Here is an 18,899-nt window from a genome sequence, read left to right as displayed (position 1 = left end):
GGTGTCATTGGTCGTGACCGCGCGGCAGCGCGGGGAATCGAAGGTCAAGTGCGGCCAGGAAGTTGGCGAAGTCGATCGGCTTCGTCCAGTAGTCCGCGAAACCTGCGTTGCGGGCGCGGGCAATGTCGTCGGGCATGGCGTTGGCCGATAGCGCGATGCACGGGGTTTGCGACGTGCTTGCCTGCTGGCGCAGGTGGCGCAGCACCTCGAAGCCGTCGATGTCGGGCAGCTGGATGTCGATGAGGATCAGGTCGGGCCGCAGCTGTGCCGCCTGGGCGACCCCGCCGACGCCGGTGGTCGCCGTCGACAGCGTGATGCCCGGCCGCATGCGGATCAGCTCTTCGACCAGCAGCACGTTGACCGGGTTGTCTTCGATGTAGAGCACGCTGCCGCGGCGGGCGGCCATGAGGGTGGGCGCAGACGGGTGCGCGACCTGCTGCGCGGCAGTCGGCGTGCTGCCGTCTTGCGACGGCGCCGGCTCGGCCACACGCGGCAGCCGCACCGTGAAGGTCGAGCCGCGCCCGGCCTGGCTCTCGACGGTGATCTCGCCGTTCATGCGCCTGGCGAGTGCCTTCACGACGGCGAGGCCGATACCCGTGCCTTCGATGCCTTCGCGCTCGCGGCCCAGGCGGTTGAAGGGCTCGAAGAGGTGGGCGAGCTGCTCGGGCGTCATGCCCAGGCCGGTGTCTTGCACCTGCAGCAGCACCTGCTCGCGTTCGACGAGGCTTGTGACCGACACGTGTCCCAGCGGCCGGTTGTACTTGATGGCGTTGCTCAGGAGGTTGATGAGCATCTGGCGCAGGCGCGTGCGGTCGACGAGCACGGTGCCGTCCAGCGTGCCGGCGTGCAGCGTGACGCCGTGGCTGCGCGCCAGGGTTTCGACGAGCGGCAAGGCCTCGCGCAGCACCTGGTGCAGGGGTACGGGTTGCAGGTCGAGCCGCAGCTGCTCGCTGTCCAGGCTGGAGAGGTCGAGCACGTCGTCGATCAAGGCCAGCAGGTGTTCGCCGGCCGACTGGATGTGCGCGATCTTGTGGCGCGCCTGCGGGGGCAGTGCGTCCTTGCCGATCAGGAGCAGCTGGGCGAAGCCGAGCACCGCATTGAGCGGCGTGCGCAGCTCATGGCTCATGCGCGAGAGGAACTCCGACTTGGCCCGGCTTTCGCGCAGTGCAAGGTCGTGCTCGCGCTGTCGCTCCTCGGCCTTCTTGCTTTCGGTCACGTCCCAGTTGACGCCGATGCGCTTGGTGCTGCCGCCGGCCGCATCGGGCGCCGGCGTGGAGCGCGAGGCGAGCCAGCGGATCGTGCCGTCGGGCCACACCACGCGGAACTCGTACGACGTCGGCCCGGTGTTGCGCGCGGCCTGTCGCAACGCGGCCTTCACGCCTTCGACGTCGTCGGGGTGCGTCATGGCCAGGCGCTGTGCCGCATTGAGCGCTTCGCGCTGCGGGGGCATGCCGCGCAGGCGGAACATCGCTTCGTCCCACACCGCCTCGCCGGTGTCGACGTTCCACTCCCAGGTGCCCATGCCCACGCTGCGCGCGGCCAGCGCCACCCGCTCGTTGACGCTGCGCAGCGCCATCTCGGCGCGCACGCGCTCGGTCACGTCGAGCGTGACGCCGAAGACCATCAGCACGCCGTCGCGCCGCTCGCGGCGCACGCGGTGCACCAGCCAGCGCACCTCGCCGTCGGGGCGCACGATGCGGCATTCGTGCTCCAGCGACATCGTCTCGCGCGTGGCGGCCGCACGCGCGGCACGGATGGCCGCGCGGTCGTCGGGGTGCACGATCTCGTTGATCCACTCCTCGCGCGTCGGCCCGCCCAGGTGCGGCGGACGGCCAGTGATGCGGAACATCTGCTCGTTCCAGGTGGCGCGCGGGTTGTCGGGGTCGCGGCTCCACACGCCCACGCCGGCGGCGTTCACCGCGATCTGCAGGCGTTCGGCCAGCTCGCTGGCTTCGCGCAGGCGCTCCACCTGGGCGGTGATGTCGAGCCCGACGCCGATGAATTCGACCGGCTCACCCTTGTCGTTGCGGCGCACCGCGCGCCGCGTGAGGATGTGGGCCCAGCTGCCGTCGATGCGGCGGTAGCGCGCCTGCACGTCGACTGGGTCGTCGGTGAGCAGCGATTGTTCGGCCGAGGCCACGATGCCCGGCAGGTCATCGGGGTGGATCAGCGCGCGCAACTCGGCGCGCGAAATGCCCTCCGGTCGCGGCGGCATGCCAAGGATGCGAAATCCGCGGTCGTTGTAGAAGAAGCGGTCGAGAGCGAGGTCGTGCCGCCACACCGTGATGTTGGCCGCTTCCACGGCGAGCTTGAGGTGGGCGTTGGTCTTGTCGTACGCATCGGCCAGCCGGTAGACCTCGGTGTCGTCGACCAGCAGGCCGATGGCACGGTCGGGCACACCGGTCGGCGAGGTCTTCACCTCCCAGTGCGAATGCACGCGGCGCACGCTGCCGTCGGGCAGCACGATGCGGTAGTGGTGCTCGTAGCGACCGGCGGCGCGGGTCGAGGCAAGGTAGCTTTCCGGCAGGCGATCGTCCGGGTGGATGCGCTGCGCGGCTTCTTCGAACGAGGGCGTGCCGTCGCCTTCGGGCAGGCCGAAGAAATGGAACATGTGGCGGTCCCAGCGGCCGGTGCCGGCGGGGATCTCGCGCTCCCACACGGCCAGCCGCCCGACTTCCTGCGTCATGTCGAGCAGCTCGGCCTTGTGGCGGGCTTCTTCGCTCAGGCGATGCTGTTCCGTGGTGTCGTGCAGGCGCAGCAGCCAGTGGGCCGGGGGCAGGGCTTCCTCGGCGCCAAGCCGCCGCAGCGCGAGCAGGCCGTGACGCAGCTCACCGCCGGCCCGGTGCCAGCGCAGGGGCAGGTCTTGCTGGGGCGCACCGTCACGCAGCAGCCCCGGCCAGTCGGGCACCCCGTCGGCGGGGCCGGGTAGCAGCGTGGCGATCGGGGTGCCGAAGGCCTGTGCGGGCGCCAGGCCGGTGACCTGGGCCCAGCCGGCGTTGGCCCAGACGACGCGACCCAGCTCGTCGAGCAAGGCCAGCGCGTCGGTGCTGGCGTCGAGCACCGCGGCCCACCCCGCGGCGAGGCTGGGCGACGTCGGCGGGGCCGGAGGGGGAGCCATGAGAGGGCAGTCTAGTCCCCCGTGTGCCCCATGTGGTCGCGTTTTCGAGGGAGCGCGGCCGCTCCCGGCGCGCGGTGCCTACTCCGTCGCGACTTGCAGCACCAGCTTGCCGAAGTTCTCGCCGCTGAAGAGCTTGAGCAGGGTCGAGGGGAAGGCGTCCACGCCGCCGGTCACCACGTCTTCCTTGCTCTTCATCTTGCCGGCCTTCAGGTAGCCGGCCATCTCGGCGATGGCGACGGGGTAGCGGTCGACGTAGTCGAACACCACCATGCCCTCCATGCGAGCGCGGTTCACCAGCAGCGACATGTAGTTCGCCGGACCTTGCATCGGGGTCGTGTTGTTGTACTGGCTGATCGCACCGCAGATGACAATGCGCGCGCCGCGCGTGATGCGCGTCAGCACGGTGTCGAGGATCTCGCCGCCGACGTTGTCGAAATAGATGTCGACGCCCTTCGGGCACAGGTCGCGCAGCTGAGTCTTGAGGTCACCGGCCTTGTAGTCGATGCAGGCATCGAAGCCCAGCTCCTTGACCACCCACTCGCACTTGGCGGGGCCACCAGCGATGCCGACCACGCGCAGCCCGCGGATCTTGGCCAGCTGGCCCACCGTCTGGCCCACCGCACCGGCGGCGCCCGAGACGACCAGCGTCTCGCCAGCCTTGGGTTGGCCCACGTCCATCAGGCCAAAGTAGGCCGTCATGCCGGGCATGCCCAGCACATTGAGCCACTGGGTGGGCGTGCCCGCGCGCAGGTCGATCTTGGCCAGGCCGGCGCGCTTGAATTCGCTTTCGGGAATGCTGCAGTACTCCTGCACGCCCAGGCTGGCGTAGACATGGTCCCCCACGGCATAGGCCGGGTTCTTCGAGGCCACGACGACGCCCACGCCGCCGGCCCGCATCACCTCGCCGATGCCCACTGGCGGGATGTAGCTCTTGCCTTCGTTCATCCAGCCGCGCATCGCGGGGTCGAGCGAGAGCACCAGGGTCTTGACCAGCACGCCACCGGCGGGCGGCTCGGCCACCGGCTCGGAGGTGTGGCTCCAGTCGCTCGGCTTGGTGTTGCCCACAGGGCGGGCGGCTAAGCGGACCTGGTGGTTGGTGAGGGCGGTGAGGGCGGGCATGGCGGTCTCCGTTGGGATGTGTGGCGCAATGCTAGTGCGCCCAGGAGGCGGCGTTGTCGCGCAGATGTCAGCGCCATGGGCATCGATCGGGCATAAAAAAACGCGGCCGGGGCCGCGTTTTCAGAGAGTCTGGCGCCTGGGGCGCCGGAGCCTCAAGCCAGCACGCGAATGTTCGCGGCTTGCAGGCCCTTCTGGCCTTGCTTGACTTCGAATTCGACGCGCTGGTTTTCCAGCAGGGTCTTGAAGCCTGAGCCTTGGATGTCGCGGAAGTGAGCGAAGAGGTCAGCGCCACCCGCGTCTTGAGCGATGAAGCCGTAGCCCTTGCTTTCGTTGAACCACTTCACGGTTCCGGTTTGAGTCGTCATGGACGATTCCTATCTTTCTTTGAACAAAGTTATTAATGCGCAGCACATGCTCCGCACGCAGAGACACTCAAGAAACGTACTCGGGGGGTTCTGACGGAACCGGACTGGAACCAGGCCGGCGTTCGAAAAAATCTCTCGCAACCACTGTCTTGCGTATACCTGTAGGCTGAATATACCTCAGCATCCGTGTCCCTTTTTTCATGAAGCTCTCGGTTCTTGACCAATCCGTCTCGTTGAGCGGCAGCAGCGAAGACGCGGCCATCCGCGACACGCTCGCGCTGGCCGAGCATGTGGAGGCGCTTGGCTACCACCGCTTCTGGCTCAGCGAACACCACAGCCTGCCCACCATCGTGGGCAGCGCGCCCGAGGTGCTGATGGCGGCGATCGCCGCGCGCACGACGCGCATTCGCATCGGCAGTGCCGGGGTGATGCTGCCGCACTACTCGGCGCTCAAGGTGAGCGAGCAGTTCCGCGTGCTGGAGGCCCTGGCGCCGGGGCGCATCGACCTCGGCGTGGGGCGTGCGCCGGGCGGCGACATGCGCACTGCCCAGGCGCTCAACCCGCACACCTACGGCACGGCGGAGCATTTTCCCGAGCAGATCCGAGAGCTGCAGGCGTGGACGAGCGGGCAGCCGCACCGTGGCGTGGTCGCCCACCCGCGTGGGCCGCACGCGCCCGAGCTGTGGGTGCTGGGCAGCTCCGACTACGGCGCGCAACTGGCTGCGCACATGGGCCTGCCCTATGCCTACGCGTATTTCTTCGTCGACGGGCAAGGCGTCGAACAGGCGCTCGACCTCTACCGCCGCCTCTACCAGCCGAGCGAGCGCCACCCCGCGCCGCAGGCGACCATCTGCGTGTGGGCGCTGGCGGCCGACACCGAAGAAGAAGCGCTGCACCACGCGCTCAGCCGGGAGCGGTGGCGCGTCGACCGCGGGCGCGGTGTGTTGGGGCCGCTGCAATCGCCGGAGGCGGTGGCGGCGCGTGGCTTCACGGTAGATGAGCTGGAGCGTGTGGTCGAGCCGATGCGTCAGCGGGCCTTCGTCGGCACGGCGGCGCAGGTCAAGCGCAAGCTGCAGGCGCTGGCGGACGAACTGTCGCTCGACGAGATCGTCATCAACACCTGGGCGCACGACCCGGCGGTGCGCCGCAAGTCTTACAGCTTGCTGGCACAGGCCTTCGGTTTGGCGGACACTCGCCCGTCATGAGACTGATCGAATTCGAACTGCACGGCGACTACATCACGCTCGACGCCTTGCTCAAGGTCACCGGGCTGGCCCACAGCGGCGGGGCGGGCAAGGCGATGGTGGCTGACGGACTCGTGCAGGTCGATGGCCAGCAGGAGTTGCGCAAGACCGCGAAGATCCGCGCAGGGCAGGTCGTCAGCGTGACGGGTGCGCGGGTCAGGGTGCATGCGCCCACCATGCCGGCGCCGCTCGATGGCATCGAGCGGCCCCACGAACCAAAGCCCGACCGCCGCAGCTAGCGCCTCCGGCGAGACGCAAGTCGTGGCGGTCGGGCTTCTTCAGAGCCCGGGCGTCAGAAGCGGTAGGTCGCGCCCACGCTCACGAAGTCGGACTTCGGGCCGCCGAGCACGTCGAACTTGTAGCGCTCGTACTCGGCACGCACGCCGAGCTGCGGCGTGAGGTTGTACTGGATGCCGAGGCCACCCTTGTACGAGGTGCCATCGCGGTTGGTTTCGCCCGCGTCGACACGTCCCTGGAACACACCCGCCTTGACGAGGCCGGTCCACTGCGGCGTGAACGGCACCTTGATCACGCCGTCGACGAAGCCGCCGTCGGCGTCCAGGCCACCGAAGTCACCGAAGTTGATGTAGCCGAGTTCAAGCGCCAGGTTCGGGGTGAAGTCGTAGCCGACAAGGGCCTTGCCGCCGACCTTGTTGCGGTCGGTGACGTCGAAATCGCCACCCTTCCACTTGGACTGGCCGATGCTGCCGCCCACGTAGAGACCGGTGCCTGCCACCTGCGCTTGAGCCGCCGAAACCGCACAGATGCCCGCAACGCATGCCGCCAGAAGTTGTTTGTTCAAGTTCATTTGAGGTTTCCTTTCGCGTAGTCCTTCAACACGATGCCAAGTGGGTCATCGGTGCCGGAATGGTGGCCGCGAGGTCCACAAATGAAGATCGGACGAGCGTGCGCCCGAGCGTCGGCCTCTATTGGGTTCTCCTGTAGGAGATGCCCCACGCGTGCGCTACGGCGTCAGCGGCGCGGTGGGCGAGCGGCGCGGGCCTGCTCCCGCAGCATGAAGAGGTAGAGGCTTTCCACCTTCTCGCGCGCCCAAGGCGTCTTGCGCAGGAAGCGCAGGCTCGACGAGATGCTCGGGTCGCTGGTGAAGCAGCGGATGTTGATCTGCTCACCGAGCCCGGGCCAGCCGAAATGCGCGACGAGTGCGTTCAGCATCTGCTCCAGCGTCACGCCGTGCAGCGGGTTGCGAGGTTGGGCCGGCGCGTTCATCGGTGTGGCTTGCCGGCCAGGCGCAGCAAGCCCTTGTCTAGCGTCTCGAGCGCGGCCATGAACCCCGCATCGTCGCGGCCGAAGCTGAAGTCGGCGAACTCGAAACCCGGGCCGACGGTGGCACCCACGTAGGCAAACGCGCCCAGCGGCCCTGCGGCCTGCCACCAGCCGGCGGGCACCACGTGCCGCGGCGTGGTGGTGGCGCTGGCCGGCGCGAGCGTCACCTGCACCACACGGTCGAGCGAGGGCGGCACGCACCACAGCTTCAGCGGGTCGCCTTCGAGCAGGTGCCAGGCCTCGTCCGAGGCCACACGATGCCAGGCACTGAACTCGCCGGCCTGCAGCAGGAAGTCGATGCTCGTGAGCGCGCTGCGGCGCGTGCGCCCGTCATCAGGGCTCACGCCGTGGGGCGAGCGGAAGAACTCGCGGTAGTGCCCGCCCTCGGGGTGCGGCTGCAGCCCGAGTTGCGCGATCAGGGTCTGTGCGCGCATCAGGCGACGTAGAGCAGCACGGCGCAGTAGTGCGAGGCGGTGCCGCCCAGCACGAAGAGATGCCACACGCCGTGGGCGTGCTTCCAGCGCTCGTCGTTGGCGTAGAAGAGGATGCCGATGGTGTAGAGCAGGCCGCCGGCCACCAGCCAGGCGAGACCAGCGCCGGGCAACTCTTGCACCAGTGGCACGGCGGCGACGACACCCATCCAGCCCATTGCCACGTACAGGGGCACCGAGGGCACACGATCGCGGCCGAGCCACAGCTCCTTGACGATACCGATCAGCGCCAGCCCCCACACGGTGCCGAAGAGCGCCCAGCCCCACGGCCCGCGCAACGTGACGAGCGTGAACGGTGTGTAGGTGCCGGCGATGAGCAGGTAGATCGCGCAATGGTCAAACTTCACCAGCACCTTCTTCGCGGCACCACGCACGCTGTGGTACAGCGTCGAGGCACCATAGAGCAGCACCATCGTGGCCGCAAAGATGCTGAAGCTCACCACCTGCCATGCGTCGCCGCGCAATGCGGCCATGGTGATGAGCCAGACCGCGCCACCGATGGCAAGCAATAGGCCGGCGAGGTGGGTGTAGCTGTTGAAGCGTTCTCCGTGGTACATGACTGGAAACTCCGAAATCAGGTCGAAGCCGTCGTGCGCCGCAAGCGGGGCGGCGCAGTGCCGGCATGGCGGAAATCTAACCCAAGGCTGGCATCATTCCGCACATGACGCAGATGCTTCCACCTCCTTTTGTCCCGGCCCGCGAGCTGACGCCCTTGCTGCGCAGTGCGGGGCACGTCGCGCTCAGCCCCGCGGGCCTGTGCGAGCTGGTGGGTGTGGCACGCGGCGACCTGCAGGCCCTGGCGCCGAGCTGGAACGTTCTCCCACCCGACGCCTACCTGCGCGATGGCGGCCGTTACCGGCGGCGCCGGCATTCCTGCTTCGTGCTCGAAGGCGACCTCGTCACGCAGGCACCGCACCGTGCGCACTGGCAGCCGGTTGAATACAACGCGCTGCACGGCGGTCTGGAGCGCTGGTTCGAGCCGATGGATCCGGGCGTCGTCGCCCACGAGGCCTGGCCGCGCCTGCTGCGTGGCCTGGGCGCGGTGTGTTCGTCGGTCAAGGGTGTGCAGCCGTGGTACGTGGAGGCGCACCAGTTCCGCATCGACACCACCGACGGCATCGGCCGACCCACGCCCGAGGGCGCGCACCGCGATGGCGTCGATTTCGTGGCGGTGATCCTCGTCAGCCGTGTCGGCATCAAGGGCGGTGAGACGCGCATCTTCGAAGCGCAGGGGCCGAGCGGCATCCGCTTCACGATGAGCGAGGCGTGGACCACGCTGCTGCTCGACGACGAGCGTGTCATCCACGAAAGCACGCCGATCCAGCCGACGGATGCGGGCGGCCACCGCGACACGCTGGTGCTGACCTTCCGCGCCGGCGGCTTCCAGGGGCCGGCTTGAGATAATCCGGGCCTTGCAGTCCTCCTGAAAGTTTGTCGTGTCCAGATTGGTGTCTGCGCTGTTGCGCCTGGTGTTGGTGGCCGTGGGTCTTGTCTTCGGCCTGCTGGCGCTGCTGTTCGGCCTGGTGCTTGCGTTCTGGCTCATCGTGTGGAGCCTGCTGCGCGGGCGCAAGCCGCAGGTAAAGCGCTTCCGCATGCATCCGTCGCAGCCGTTCGGCGGCATGGGGAGGCGGCGTGCGCCGGCGGGCGATGTGGTCGACATCGAGGCGCGCGAGGTGCCCGATTCACCCCCGCAACAATTGAATCGCGACCGCGGTTGACGCTCCCGCGAGGCGCGTGCCAGACTGCGCGCCCTGCCGCCGCACATCGGCTGTCGATGTGCATCCACCGACCCACCTTGAAGGAGAGAACCATGACACACGCTGACATTGCCCTCCACAGGGTCGCCGCAGACGCCGCCATCTGAGCCCCATCGCCAGCGCTTCACGCCCGTTCGGGATCTGACCTGTCGCTGCCGCGCCTGCGCGCTGCTGCCGACGACCCTTCCATCCACCGTTGCCGCACACGGCCCTGCGCCGCGTGCTGGCGTTTGCATGCATTCCTGACGATGGAAGACAGATCCCACCATGATCGACTTCGATGCCGCGCCACTGCGCGCGATCGGTTTGACCCCGGCGATGGCCCAGGCGGCTTTCGCCCATCCCTCCACGCCTGACGGCGCTTCCCCACGCCTGGTGCGTGTGACCGAAGTGCACCGCGAGACGCTCGTCGTGCACGACGGCGAACGGGAAACCCGTGTGCGCCCGTTGCCGCGCCTCACCCGCGAGCTGGCCGAGGCCGACACTGCGCTCGCGGTCGGCGACTGGGTGCTGCTCGCCGCGGACGCCCACGGCGAGCCCTGGGTCCATGAGCGCATCGCGCCGCTCACGCACATTGCCCGCCGCGACGCCGATGGCCGGCGCCACCCGGTGGTGAGCAACGTCGACACCGCCCTGCTCGTGATGGGGCTCGACGACGACTACAACCCACGCCGTCTCGAGCGTTTCCTGACGCTCGTGCAGACGCAAGGCGTGACGCCCGTGGTCGTGCTGACCAAGGCCGATGCCGTGTCACCCGAGCGCGTGGCAGACGCACTGGCTGAGTTGCGGGGGCGCCTGCCACGCGGGCTGGAGATGCTGGCGATCGACGGGCGGGACCCAGCCAGCGCACATCACCTCGCGCCGTGGCTCGGCGGGGGCCAGACGCTGGTGCTGCTCGGCTCCTCGGGTGCCGGCAAATCGACGCTGACCAACGCGCTCCTCGGCGCGGCGGTGCAAGACACCGGTGCCGTGCGCGAGCATGACAGCCGCGGCAAGCACACCACCACCTCGCGTTCGCTCCACCGCCTGCCGGGCGGTGCCTGCGTGATCGACACGCCCGGCGTGCGAACGCTGCGGCCGGATGTCGATGAAGCTTCGCTCGATGCGGTGTTCGGCGACATCGCCGCGCTGGCGCCCCGTTGCCGCTTCCGCGATTGCCAGCATGGCGCCGAGCCCGGCTGTGCGGTGCGCGAAGGTGTGTCGCCCGACCGCCTGCGCAACTACCAGAAGCTGCAGCGCGAACTCCGGCGCGACACGCTCACTGCGCTGGAACGCCAGGCCCAGCTGTCGCGATGGAAGACGCTGACGCGCGCCGGTCGTGAGCGCTCGAAAAGCAAACGCGGCGAGCGCTAGGCGGGCTGGGTGCGCTTGGCCGTTTTATGCAGGTACATGCGCGCGTCCGCGTGCATGAGCAGCTGCGAGCCCGAGTTGATCTCGGAGCCGAAGGCGATGCCGTAGCTGATGCCGGCGTCGGGGTAGCCGGCTTGATGCAGCTTGCGCTCGACGACGACGAGGGTGTGGCGCACCAGGTCTTCCTGGTGGCGCTCGCCGAGCACGGCGAACTCGTCGCCGCCGAGGCGGAAGACACCCATGCCGTCGTCCTTGACGACGCTCAGGCTCTGGGCGAATTCGCGCAGCAGGCTGTCGCCGTGGGCGTGGCCACGCTCGTCGTTGATGCGCTTCAGGCCGTCGAGGTCGATCATCACCAGCATCACGCGCTGCGAGGCATTCGGGTCGCTGGGCACGTGGGTCATGCCGGCGAGCGCGCGGTCGAAGGCGTGGCGGTTGCCGATGCCGGTGAGCGAGTCGGTGCTGGCCTGGGTGAGCGCGTCGTTGAGCTGGCGCATGTAGGCATCTTTCTCGCGGCCGAGCAGGCGGATCTTGTCGGCCAGCGCGAAGGCGAGCAGCACTGCGTCGGTGGTCGCGCCGAGCAGGGTGAAGAAGCTTCGATGTTGCGCATCACGCTCGGCACCAGGCCGAAGTTGGCCGGCAGGATCAGGATGGCCGGCAGCAGGAGTGCGAAGAAGGCGGCGAGGAAATAGCGTGCCGGCAGGAAACCCTGGCCGAGCCGGATCATGCCGGCGACGAGCGCCGTGGTGAGCGTGACCGAGATCACCGCCGTGGCGAGCAGGTGCGCATACGCGACCGAGATGAAACACACCGGCGTGATCGCGAGCGTCACGTACATGTTGCCGCGCGCCACCCAGGCCAGGCGCGGGGCATGTTCCTTCAGGTGCAGAAACTCCAGGAAGAACATGGTGTTGAACACCGCGCCCAGCATGAAGGCGACGTAGTGCCACGCGAGCCCGCGCCAGCCGAGCCAGTCCGAGCCCACGTGCAGCGTGAGCGCCCACGAGGGCGTGGCCACCAGCAGGTAGAGCGCGTAGTACAGCATCGCCTTGTCGCGCACACCGAAGTAGACGAAGAGGTTGTAGAGCGCGAGCACGAGCATCGCGCCCAGTGCGCACAGCGTGAGCACGTTCTCGGCCACCACCGTCTTGCGGTAGTTGGTTTCGCTGGCGACGTACACGCTCGGGTAGCGCGCGAAATAGCGGCTCTCGATGCGCAGCAGCACTTGCGCGACGGCGCCCGGCGGCAGCTCCACGTTGCCGCCGTAATGCATCATGTACGCACCGCTCGTGTTGTAGCCGGTGACGAACGACTGCACCGGCTTGCCTTCGGTGTAGACGCGCACCTCGATGCGCTCCATCAGCGTGCCGGTCGGGTCGATCACCCAGCGCGTCTGCAGGGTGTCGTTCTGAACGGTGGCAAAGAACCAGTAGCTGCCGCCGAAGAGGCTCACCCGCTCGGCCTGCTTGTGCCGGGCCAGCCAGGCCGACAGTTCCTCGGCGGATGCCGGCGGCGCTTCGTCTTGCGCCAGGTAGAGCTGGCCGCGTGTCGAGATCTCGACTTCGACGTCGGCGTTCAGCGAGATCGGGTTCGGTTGCGCCTGGGTGAGGGGGGCGAAGAGTGCGGCCGCGACAACGGCACACGCGACAAACAGCCAGTGCAGTGCACGGCGCAGAGGGTCTGACAACCCTGGCATGCGGCTACCCCTCCGTTCTTTTGGGTGGCCTGGAATGTAACAAATGCACGGCCTTCATGTGCCACGGAGTGGGCAACTCCGTGCGCAAGTCGGCGGTTTTCAGGTCGCAGTTGTCACAAGTCCTTTTCGCCCACGATCACTTCCGGGTAACCGCTGATGGCACGCGAGGTCTGCATGCCGGCCATCACCGCGGCTTCCACGCAGCCGGCGTTGATGCCGGTCCTGATCCAGTCACCGGTCACGTAGAAGTTGGCGAAGCCGGTGTTGTCGGTGTGCAGGCGGGCCTCGGTGCTGTTGACCACCGAGAGCACGTAGCGCTCCGAGGGGTCGACGTTGGCGCGCCAGTACTGGCTGTCGAAACGTTTCTCGCCCACGCCGCCGCTCATGTCGACGAGGGTCGACCAGTCGAAGTCCTGCGGTGTTGCGATGGCCGGCCAGAGGTTGTAGATCTGGTGCTTGAGCTGGTGGATCGCGCCGCGCTTCACTTCGGCCGCCATGCGTGCCGGGTAGGCGTGGTCGCTGAAGGGCGGGTACACCTTCACCGGCAGCGCGCTGCAGAAGTAGGAGACATTCCTGGGCTGGTAAGGCTGCGGCCAGTCTTCGCGCGGCAGCGTCTGGTCCATCGGAGCCCAGGTGTCGAAGGGCTCGGTGTAGGCGGTGAGCACGGGGGATTCGTCGTCGCGGCCGTAGTACGTCCAGCCGAGCTGGTGCAGGTCCTTGTCGAGCCACACCTGGTAGGCCTGCGTGGCCACCGTCTTCACCTTGGCGCAGGCGGCCTGCATCGTGGGGCTGCGGGCCACCAGCTGCGGGCAGATGAGCTGCAGCGCGTCTTGCGCGATGCCGAACACCACCTCGTCGAAGTCGACGCCGCGCTGCAGCGTGAGCGTGGGCAGCGGCTTGTGGAAGGTCTGCTGGTACAGGTCGGGCCAGTTGCTCCAGTTCGATTCGAGGTTGATCTGGCCCTGCTGCAGCAGCGCGGCCTGCGCCGCATCGAGCAGCTCGTACTTGGGTGCGCTCGGCCAGCAGGCCAGGCCCTTCACCGGCACCAGCGGGTTGTAGTCGCCGCCCGGCACCTCCACCTGCTGCGTGATGCGGATCTGGCCGACCGCGTTGCTGCCGGCCTCGGGGATCAGCTCCTCCACCTTGTGGAAGAACTTGAACTTCACGCCGCGTTTCTTGAGCACCTCGTAGAAGGGCGTGAACACGGTGTCGCCCATGCCGGCCTGCATCTTCCACATGATGCCGCCCTGGTAGGCGCAGGTCATGCGGAAGATGCCGCGCAGCATGGTGCCGGCTTCGATGTTGGGGCGGTCGAAGTCGCCGTCTTCGTAGGCGAAGACGAGGTCGTAGAGGCCACGGACGGGCGCCGAGTCGACGCTGATCTTCTCGTTGGCGCCATGCTTGATGAACCAGGCACGCAGGTCGATGTCGTTGATGACGTCGAAGCCGTGCACGAAGACGCCGTCTTCCAGCATGCCGATGAGCGACGCGAGCGCGAGGTCGATGCAGATGTAGAGGTGGCGCAGGTCGTCGGCCACGCTGTCGTCTTCGGCCTCGGCGGCGTAGCGTTCCTGCAGTGCGGCGCGCACGCCCTTGAGCGTGGCGGCCTGCAGCACGTGGTCGTGGTCGTCCTGTTCGGCGAGGCCGGGCAGGCTCTGCACGAAGGCCCAGGCGGCGTCGAAGACGCTGTGCACGTCGGCCGCGATGGTCTCGACGGTGCGCTCGATGCGTTCGGCGATGGCTTCGAGCCAGCCGCCGCCCGCCGTTTCGGCGACGGCCACCGCGCCCGTGGTGCGCGTCACCACGCGCACGCTGCCGTGCTTCGCGTCAAGCTCGCCGAGCCACATCTTCACCCACTCGTACATCGTGAGCGCGATGTCCCACAGCGTCACCTCTTCGTCGCTGTGGCCGGGAACGCCCGGCATCTCGGGCGTGTCGATCAGCCACTGCCGCCACTCGCCGTGGATCAGCTCGCTCAGACAGAAGGAGTGCTGCGGCTTGAAGGCGTCCTGCCAGGTGGCCAGCGGCGCGCCGGGCGGGCGGCCCATCAGCGCATAGGCCTTCTGGATGGTGCGAAAGGCGTTCTGATAGAAGCCGAACCAGATGTGCAGCCCGTGCTCTTCGATGCGCTGGCCGATCTGCGCGTTGCGCCCGCTCGCGCCCTTGCCGCCCAGGCGCCAGCCCATCTGGTAGACGGTGATGTCGTACCGGTTCTGCCAGCCGGGCTGGTCGGTCAGGTAGAAGGCTGTCGTCATCGCCGAGACGCCGCCGCCGAGGATGGCGATCTTCTTGGGCTTGACGACCGAGTTGTCGTAAATCACCTCGCCGGGCGTCACCTCGAAGTCGAAGCTGATGTGGAAGGGCAGGATGCCCGGCTGCGCGCCGAGCGAAAGGCCCAGCGATTCGTTCAGCGGAAAGCTCGCAAACTCGTGCAGCGTGACCTCGAAGTCGTCTTCGTAGAGCTCCACCGCGTGCACCGCGTTGACCTTGGCCGGTGCCGCGATGATGGCCTGGTAGACCGCCTTCACGCCCGACGCATCGGGAAACTGCTTCAGGAAGATCTGCTCGCAACCCGGGCTGCGCAGCATGTTGGCGATCTGCTCCCAGCCTTCCTTGTCGAGCTCCAGCATCGCGGGCAGGTTGGCCGCGAGCAACTCGATGCCTTCTTCGATCAGCTCCAGGAGGCCCCCGAGCTTGCGCACGCCGTGGCGGTCGGTGGTCGCGTTCACCTCGATCAGCGGGTGCAAGGCGAGCCGCGAGTCGGGCGAGAAGGGCTGGAAGCCCTGCGCCGAGAGCGAGAAGTGCCGCGCCGGCTGGCCCGGCTCGGGCATCTCGTATTCGCACTGGTACTTGGGGTAGCCGAACAGCTCGCGCCCGTTGATGAGCGCCATGCAGCTGTCGACGAAGATGTGGCAGGGGTAGAAGAAGATGCGGCTGATCTTGTCGTCGCCCTTGTCGATCTGGCCGACCATCACCCAGGTGATGATGTCGACCTCCTCGCCCCAGCCTTTCGCTTCGTCGCTGGGCCAGGTGGAAAACGCCTTGTGCACCTTGGTGAAGGTGAGCATCACGAAGGGCGAACACACCACGAAGCGCATCTCGCCGCCGGCCACCGCGGTGAGGGTCGAGTCGACCGTCGCCTGCAGCTTGGGCAGCTCGCCCTTGACGAAGAACCCGTACATCTCGGAGTTCTGCAGTTGCAGCGGGGGGTGCATCAGCACCGAGCCCGCGGGGTAGAGAAAGTCGGGACGATTCGCGTTCGATGACGACATGGAACCCCTCCTCCAGTGCTGGCGATGAGCGCGGAGTATCAGGGCGGTATCTGGCGTGTGCGAATGTGAAAAGCCCGGTGTTCGCAGCCCAATTCGTCGCCTATGGGGTGCTCGGTCAGGGGCTGGGCGAGGTGGTCAGGCGCTCCCGCCGGGCGAGGTCGGGGAAGAGCTTGAACCACAGGCCCGCGATGAAGAGCGTGCCCGCGCCACCCAGCAGCACCGAGCCCACCGGGCCCATGATCGCCGCGGTGGCCCCCGATTCGAACTCCCCGAGCTGGTTGGACGCGCCGATGAAGATCGAGTTGACCGCCGACACCCGGCCGCGCATCGCATCGGGCGTTTCCAGCTGCACCAGCGACTGGCGGATCACCACGCTCACCATGTCGGCCGCACCGCTGACCCACAGCGCGACGAGCGACAGCACGAACGAGGTCGACACGCCGAACACCATCGTCGACACGCCATACACCGCCACCGCCGCAAACATCGCATGCCCCACCCGCCGCGAGATCGGCCATCGCGTGAGCACGATCGACATGCACAGCGCACCGGCGGCCGGCGCGCCGCGCAAGAGGCCCAGGCCCCAGGGGCCGACGTGCAGCACGTCTTTCGCGAACATCGGCAGCAGCGCCGTCGCGCCACCCAGCAACACCGCGAAGAGGTCGAGCGAGATCGCCCCCAGCACCACCGGCCGCTGCCAGATGAAGCGGAAGCCGGCGAGCACGGTGGCGAGCGACACCGGCTCCTTCGGTGGCGGTACGTGCGGGTGGCCGATGCGCAGGAAGAGCACGCCGGCCGCGACGAAGCACGCCGCGCAGGTCGCGTAGACCACGTCGGCGCCGGCCACGTAGACGAAGCCGCCGAGCGCCGGCCCGCCGATGATGGCCGCCTGCATGCCCGCCGAGCTGAAGGCGAGTGCCCGCGGCAGCACCGGGGCCGGCACGAGCGAGGGCACCAGCGCCTGCTGTGCCGGCATCTGGAAGGCCTTGGCCGTGCCGATCGCCACCGACAGCGCAAGCAACAGCCAGCGGCTCACCCAGTGGCCGTGCGTGGCGGCCGTCAGCACCACCGCCACCACCACCTGCACCGCCATCGCGAGCGCGAGGATGCGGCTGCGGTCATGGCGGTCGGCCACGTGGCCGGCCACCAGCGTGAGCAGCAGCGCGGGCAGGAACTGCAGCAGGCCCACGAGGCCCAGGTCCCAGGCGCTACCCGTCAGGTCGTACATCTGCCAGCCCACGGCCACCATCAGCATCTGGTTGCCGGTCGTGCCGGCGAGCCGTGCGTACCAGAAGCGCATGAAGGCGGGCAGGGTGCGCAGGGGCGTGGTGTCGGTCATGGTCACGAAAGGTCGGATTCAGAACGGAACGGGCGATTCGAACGACACCGGCTCGCCGCTCGCCGGGTGGGCGAAGGCGAGGGCGTGGGCGTGCAGGAGAAGCCGCGGCGATTGCGCGGCGATCTCGGGTGGTGCATAGAGCGCGTCGCCGACGATGGGGTGGCCGAGCGCGAGCAGGTGCACGCGCAGCTGGTGCGAGCGGCCGGTGAGGGGCGTGAGCGCCACACGCGTGCGGCCGGTCTCGCGGGCGATCACGCGGTAGCGAGTGACGGACGGTTTGCCGGTCGCGTGGTCGACCTTCTGCAGCGGGCGATTGGGCCAGTCGGCGATGAGCGGCAGGTCGATCTCGCCTTCGTCATCGGCGAGTTCGCCGGCCACCACCGCCACGTAGCGCTTGGCCACGCCGCGCTGCGCGAACGCGGTGCCGAGCGCACTCTGCGCCGCCTTGCTGCGCGCGAAGACCAGCAGGCCCGAGGTGGCCATGTCGAGCCGGTGCACCACCAGCGCCCCGGGCACCAGGGCCTGCACCCGCGAGGCCATGCAGTCGTGCAGCTCGGCCGGCCGCCCGGGCACCGAGGGCAGACCGGCGGGCTTGTCGACGACGACGAGGGCGTCGTCCAGGTGGAGGGGGAGCAGGCTCACGCGCTTGTGACGGTTACGACTTGCGCGGCGGGTGCGCAGGGCGGCCGCGTATTCTCCGCGCATGACAATCCTGCACCGACTTGCCCCTCTGTTCGCCAGCGCCATGTTGCTGGGCGCCTGCGGCGGCAACGGTGGCGGTGGCGCGGCCCCGCCACCGCCTGCCCCTCAGCGCGAAAGCCACCTCGGCTTCAGCCCCTGGCCCTACGACGCGACCACCGCGGCGGTGGACTGGACCTGGGCCGCCATCCGCGCTGAAGGCGACATCGTCTCGCAGCACCTCGAAGAAGGCGTGCCCTGGCCGGAAGCCTTGTCGGGCGCGGCGTTCCCGGCCTCCTTTGCCGCGATGCTCGCCGACCGGCGCGCCCGCGCCAACGGCCGGAAGGTGCTGGTGCAGATCAACCCGCTCAACATCGGCCGCGATGGCCTGGCGCAGCTTCGCACCGACAGCACCATCAACGCCCCCTTGCCTGCGCCGTGGAGCGGCTACGCGCTCAACCACGCGAACGTGAAGACGGCCTACCTCCACTACGCCCAGCGGGTGGCCGATGCGCTCGCACCCGACGTGCTGCAGATCGGCATCGAGGCCAACGAGCTGCGCGAGAAGGCGCCGGCACTGTGGGCGCAATACGTCGACCTGCACTGCACCACCTACCACGCACTCAAGGCGGCGCGCCCGTCACTGACGGTGACGGTCTCGGTGCTGGCGCCGGCGCTCTTTCCCGAGTATTCAAGCCAGTACGACCTGGGCGAGCAGCAGGCCGCGCTCGCCGACCTGGCGCCCTGCACCGACCAGGCCGTGTTCTCGGTGCACCCCTTCATCAGCGGCCTGCTGGCTGACAGCTTCCCCTCCACCTACTTCGACACGCTCTTCAGCCGCCTGCCGAGTGCGATGCAGCCGAAGCCGCGCGCCATCTCCGAGAGCAGCTACCCGGCGCAGGTGTGGAGCCTGCCCGTCAACGGCACCACCCTGACCTGGAACGGCTCGCCCGCCAAGCAGCGCCAGTTCGTCAGCACCCTGCTGGCCGCGGCGCAGCAGCACCAGATGCGCTACGTGGTGTGGTTCTCGGTGCGTGACTTCGATGCGCTCTGGGTCAATGCGCTCGGCAGCGACTCGCTCTCGCTCATGTGGCGCGACACCGGTCTCTTCGACGAAAGCGGCGTCGCGCGCGAAGGGCTCACGCCCTGGCGCGAGGCGATGGCGCGGCCGGTGCGGCCGTGGTGA

Annotated in this window: 18 protein-coding genes; 6 read left to right on the top strand and 12 right to left on the bottom strand. The window is 68.4% G+C overall.

The features are described from left to right. Nucleotides 1-4: 4 nt before the first annotated feature. The 3 genes from LRS03_RS09850 to LRS03_RS09840 form a co-directional block, all read right to left on the bottom strand. Nucleotides 5-3,118, bottom strand: a complete 3,114-nt coding sequence (locus LRS03_RS09850; RefSeq protein WP_257825262.1) for a PAS domain-containing protein — start codon at nucleotides 3,116-3,118, stop codon at nucleotides 5-7. A gap of 78 nt (nucleotides 3,119-3,196) precedes the next feature. After that, a complete protein-coding gene (locus LRS03_RS09845; RefSeq protein WP_257825261.1) occupies nucleotides 3,197-4,237 on the bottom strand; it encodes an NADP-dependent oxidoreductase in 1,041 nt (346 codons plus the stop codon). Nucleotides 4,238-4,389: 152 nt separating this feature from the next. Further along, nucleotides 4,390-4,602 (bottom strand): cold-shock protein, encoded by a 213-nt coding sequence (locus LRS03_RS09840; RefSeq protein ID WP_257825260.1) that lies wholly within the window; start codon nucleotides 4,600-4,602, stop codon nucleotides 4,390-4,392. Nucleotides 4,603-4,802: 200 nt separating this feature from the next. Between LRS03_RS09840 and LRS03_RS09835 the strand changes: the two genes are divergently transcribed. Both LRS03_RS09835 and LRS03_RS09830 read left to right on the top strand, forming a co-directional pair. Next, a complete protein-coding gene (locus tag LRS03_RS09835; protein ID WP_257825259.1) occupies nucleotides 4,803-5,807 on the top strand; it encodes an LLM class flavin-dependent oxidoreductase in 1,005 nt (334 codons plus the stop codon). Then, a complete protein-coding gene (locus LRS03_RS09830; protein WP_257825258.1) occupies nucleotides 5,804-6,085 on the top strand; it encodes an RNA-binding S4 domain-containing protein in 282 nt (93 codons plus the stop codon). Before LRS03_RS09835 ends, LRS03_RS09830 begins: the two co-directional genes overlap by 4 nt. Before the next feature lie 53 nt (nucleotides 6,086-6,138). Here LRS03_RS09830 and LRS03_RS09825 read toward each other — a convergent pair whose 3' ends face one another. From LRS03_RS09825 to trhA, 4 genes are all read right to left on the bottom strand, one after another. After that, complete coding sequence (locus tag LRS03_RS09825) at nucleotides 6,139-6,654, bottom strand: porin family protein (RefSeq protein ID WP_257825257.1); 516 nt, start codon at nucleotides 6,652-6,654, stop codon at nucleotides 6,139-6,141. 164 nt (nucleotides 6,655-6,818) lie between these two features. Continuing rightward, complete coding sequence (locus LRS03_RS09820; RefSeq protein ID WP_257825256.1) at nucleotides 6,819-7,073, bottom strand: VF530 family protein; 255 nt, start codon at nucleotides 7,071-7,073, stop codon at nucleotides 6,819-6,821. Then, nucleotides 7,070-7,564 carry a cupin domain-containing protein gene (locus tag LRS03_RS09815; RefSeq protein WP_257825255.1) on the bottom strand — a complete coding sequence of 165 codons (495 nt, stop codon included), beginning with the start codon at nucleotides 7,562-7,564 and terminating at the stop codon, nucleotides 7,070-7,072. Before LRS03_RS09815 ends, LRS03_RS09820 begins: the two co-directional genes overlap by 4 nt. After that, nucleotides 7,564-8,178, bottom strand: a complete 615-nt coding sequence (gene trhA, locus LRS03_RS09810) for a PAQR family membrane homeostasis protein TrhA (RefSeq protein ID WP_257825254.1) — start codon at nucleotides 8,176-8,178, stop codon at nucleotides 7,564-7,566. Before trhA ends, LRS03_RS09815 begins: the two co-directional genes overlap by 1 nt. A 104-nt stretch (nucleotides 8,179-8,282) precedes the next feature. Between trhA and LRS03_RS09805 the strand changes: the two genes are divergently transcribed. From LRS03_RS09805 to rsgA, 3 genes are all read left to right on the top strand, one after another. Beyond that, on the top strand, nucleotides 8,283-9,020 hold the full coding sequence (locus LRS03_RS09805; protein ID WP_374685048.1) for a 2OG-Fe dioxygenase family protein: 738 nt from the start codon (nucleotides 8,283-8,285) through the stop codon (nucleotides 9,018-9,020). Between the two features lie 70 nt (nucleotides 9,021-9,090). After that, complete coding sequence (locus tag LRS03_RS09800; protein ID WP_257825253.1) at nucleotides 9,091-9,339, top strand: hypothetical protein; 249 nt, start codon at nucleotides 9,091-9,093, stop codon at nucleotides 9,337-9,339. Nucleotides 9,340-9,645: 306 nt separating this feature from the next. Continuing rightward, nucleotides 9,646-10,731 carry a ribosome small subunit-dependent GTPase A gene (rsgA, locus tag LRS03_RS09795; protein WP_257825252.1) on the top strand — a complete coding sequence of 362 codons (1,086 nt, stop codon included), beginning with the start codon at nucleotides 9,646-9,648 and terminating at the stop codon, nucleotides 10,729-10,731. Here the strand turns inward: rsgA and LRS03_RS09790 are convergent. From LRS03_RS09790 to LRS03_RS09770, 5 genes are all read right to left on the bottom strand, one after another. Further along, entirely contained in the window at nucleotides 10,728-11,225 is a 498-nt protein-coding gene (locus LRS03_RS09790) for a GGDEF domain-containing protein (RefSeq protein ID WP_257825251.1), read from the bottom strand. The two genes, rsgA and LRS03_RS09790, sit on opposite strands and share 4 nt — an antisense overlap. Next, the gene (locus LRS03_RS09785) at nucleotides 11,129-12,424 is read right to left on the bottom strand and encodes a 7TM diverse intracellular signaling domain-containing protein (RefSeq protein WP_257825250.1); all 1,296 of its coding nucleotides are present in this window, start codon (nucleotides 12,422-12,424) and stop codon (nucleotides 11,129-11,131) included. Before LRS03_RS09785 ends, LRS03_RS09790 begins: the two co-directional genes overlap by 97 nt. A 113-nt stretch (nucleotides 12,425-12,537) precedes the next feature. After that, nucleotides 12,538-15,696, bottom strand: coding sequence for an NAD(P)-binding protein (locus LRS03_RS09780; RefSeq protein ID WP_257825249.1), 3,159 nt, complete (start codon nucleotides 15,694-15,696; stop codon nucleotides 12,538-12,540). A gap of 115 nt (nucleotides 15,697-15,811) precedes the next feature. After that, entirely contained in the window at nucleotides 15,812-17,035 is a 1,224-nt protein-coding gene (locus LRS03_RS09775) for an MFS transporter (protein WP_257825248.1), read from the bottom strand. Nucleotides 17,036-17,053: 18 nt separating this feature from the next. After that, nucleotides 17,054-17,677 (bottom strand): RluA family pseudouridine synthase, encoded by a 624-nt coding sequence (locus tag LRS03_RS09770; RefSeq protein WP_257825247.1) that lies wholly within the window; start codon nucleotides 17,675-17,677, stop codon nucleotides 17,054-17,056. 61 nt (nucleotides 17,678-17,738) lie between these two features. Between LRS03_RS09770 and LRS03_RS09765 the strand changes: the two genes are divergently transcribed. Then, complete coding sequence (locus LRS03_RS09765; protein WP_257825246.1) at nucleotides 17,739-18,899, top strand: hypothetical protein; 1,161 nt, start codon at nucleotides 17,739-17,741, stop codon at nucleotides 18,897-18,899.

This window comes from Rhizobacter sp. J219 (assembly GCF_024700055.1).
Classification (GTDB): Bacteria; Pseudomonadota; Gammaproteobacteria; order Burkholderiales; family Burkholderiaceae_C; genus Rhizobacter.
The sequence above is the reverse complement of the archived record's forward strand: the minus strand, read 5'-3'. Positions and strand labels throughout refer to the sequence as shown.

Bases quoted from the DNA above. Each gene is read 5' to 3' on its own strand.
- LRS03_RS09850 (WP_257825262.1), bottom strand. From the start codon at position 3,118: ATGGCTCCCCCTCCGGCCCCGCCGACGTCGCCCAGCCTCGCCGCGGGG.
- LRS03_RS09845 (WP_257825261.1), bottom strand. From the start codon at position 4,237: ATGCCCGCCCTCACCGCCCTCACCAACCACCAGGTCCGCTTAGCCGCC.
- LRS03_RS09840 (WP_257825260.1), bottom strand. From the start codon at position 4,602: ATGACGACTCAAACCGGAACCGTGAAGTGGTTCAACGAAAGCAAGGGC.
- LRS03_RS09835 (WP_257825259.1), top strand. From the start codon at position 4,803: ATGAAGCTCTCGGTTCTTGACCAATCCGTCTCGTTGAGCGGCAGCAGC.
- LRS03_RS09830 (WP_257825258.1), top strand. From the start codon at position 5,804: ATGAGACTGATCGAATTCGAACTGCACGGCGACTACATCACGCTCGAC.
- LRS03_RS09825 (WP_257825257.1), bottom strand. From the start codon at position 6,654: ATGAACTTGAACAAACAACTTCTGGCGGCATGCGTTGCGGGCATCTGT.
- LRS03_RS09820 (WP_257825256.1), bottom strand. From the start codon at position 7,073: ATGAACGCGCCGGCCCAACCTCGCAACCCGCTGCACGGCGTGACGCTG.
- LRS03_RS09815 (WP_257825255.1), bottom strand. From the start codon at position 7,564: ATGCGCGCACAGACCCTGATCGCGCAACTCGGGCTGCAGCCGCACCCC.
- trhA (WP_257825254.1), bottom strand. From the start codon at position 8,178: ATGTACCACGGAGAACGCTTCAACAGCTACACCCACCTCGCCGGCCTA.
- LRS03_RS09805 (WP_374685048.1), top strand. From the start codon at position 8,283: ATGACGCAGATGCTTCCACCTCCTTTTGTCCCGGCCCGCGAGCTGACG.
- rsgA (WP_257825252.1), top strand. From the start codon at position 9,646: ATGATCGACTTCGATGCCGCGCCACTGCGCGCGATCGGTTTGACCCCG.
- LRS03_RS09790 (WP_257825251.1), bottom strand. From the start codon at position 11,225: ATGCGCCAGCTCAACGACGCGCTCACCCAGGCCAGCACCGACTCGCTC.
- LRS03_RS09785 (WP_257825250.1), bottom strand. From the start codon at position 12,424: ATGCCAGGGTTGTCAGACCCTCTGCGCCGTGCACTGCACTGGCTGTTT.
- LRS03_RS09780 (WP_257825249.1), bottom strand. From the start codon at position 15,696: ATGTCGTCATCGAACGCGAATCGTCCCGACTTTCTCTACCCCGCGGGC.
- LRS03_RS09775 (WP_257825248.1), bottom strand. From the start codon at position 17,035: ATGACCGACACCACGCCCCTGCGCACCCTGCCCGCCTTCATGCGCTTC.
- LRS03_RS09765 (WP_257825246.1), top strand. From the start codon at position 17,739: ATGACAATCCTGCACCGACTTGCCCCTCTGTTCGCCAGCGCCATGTTG.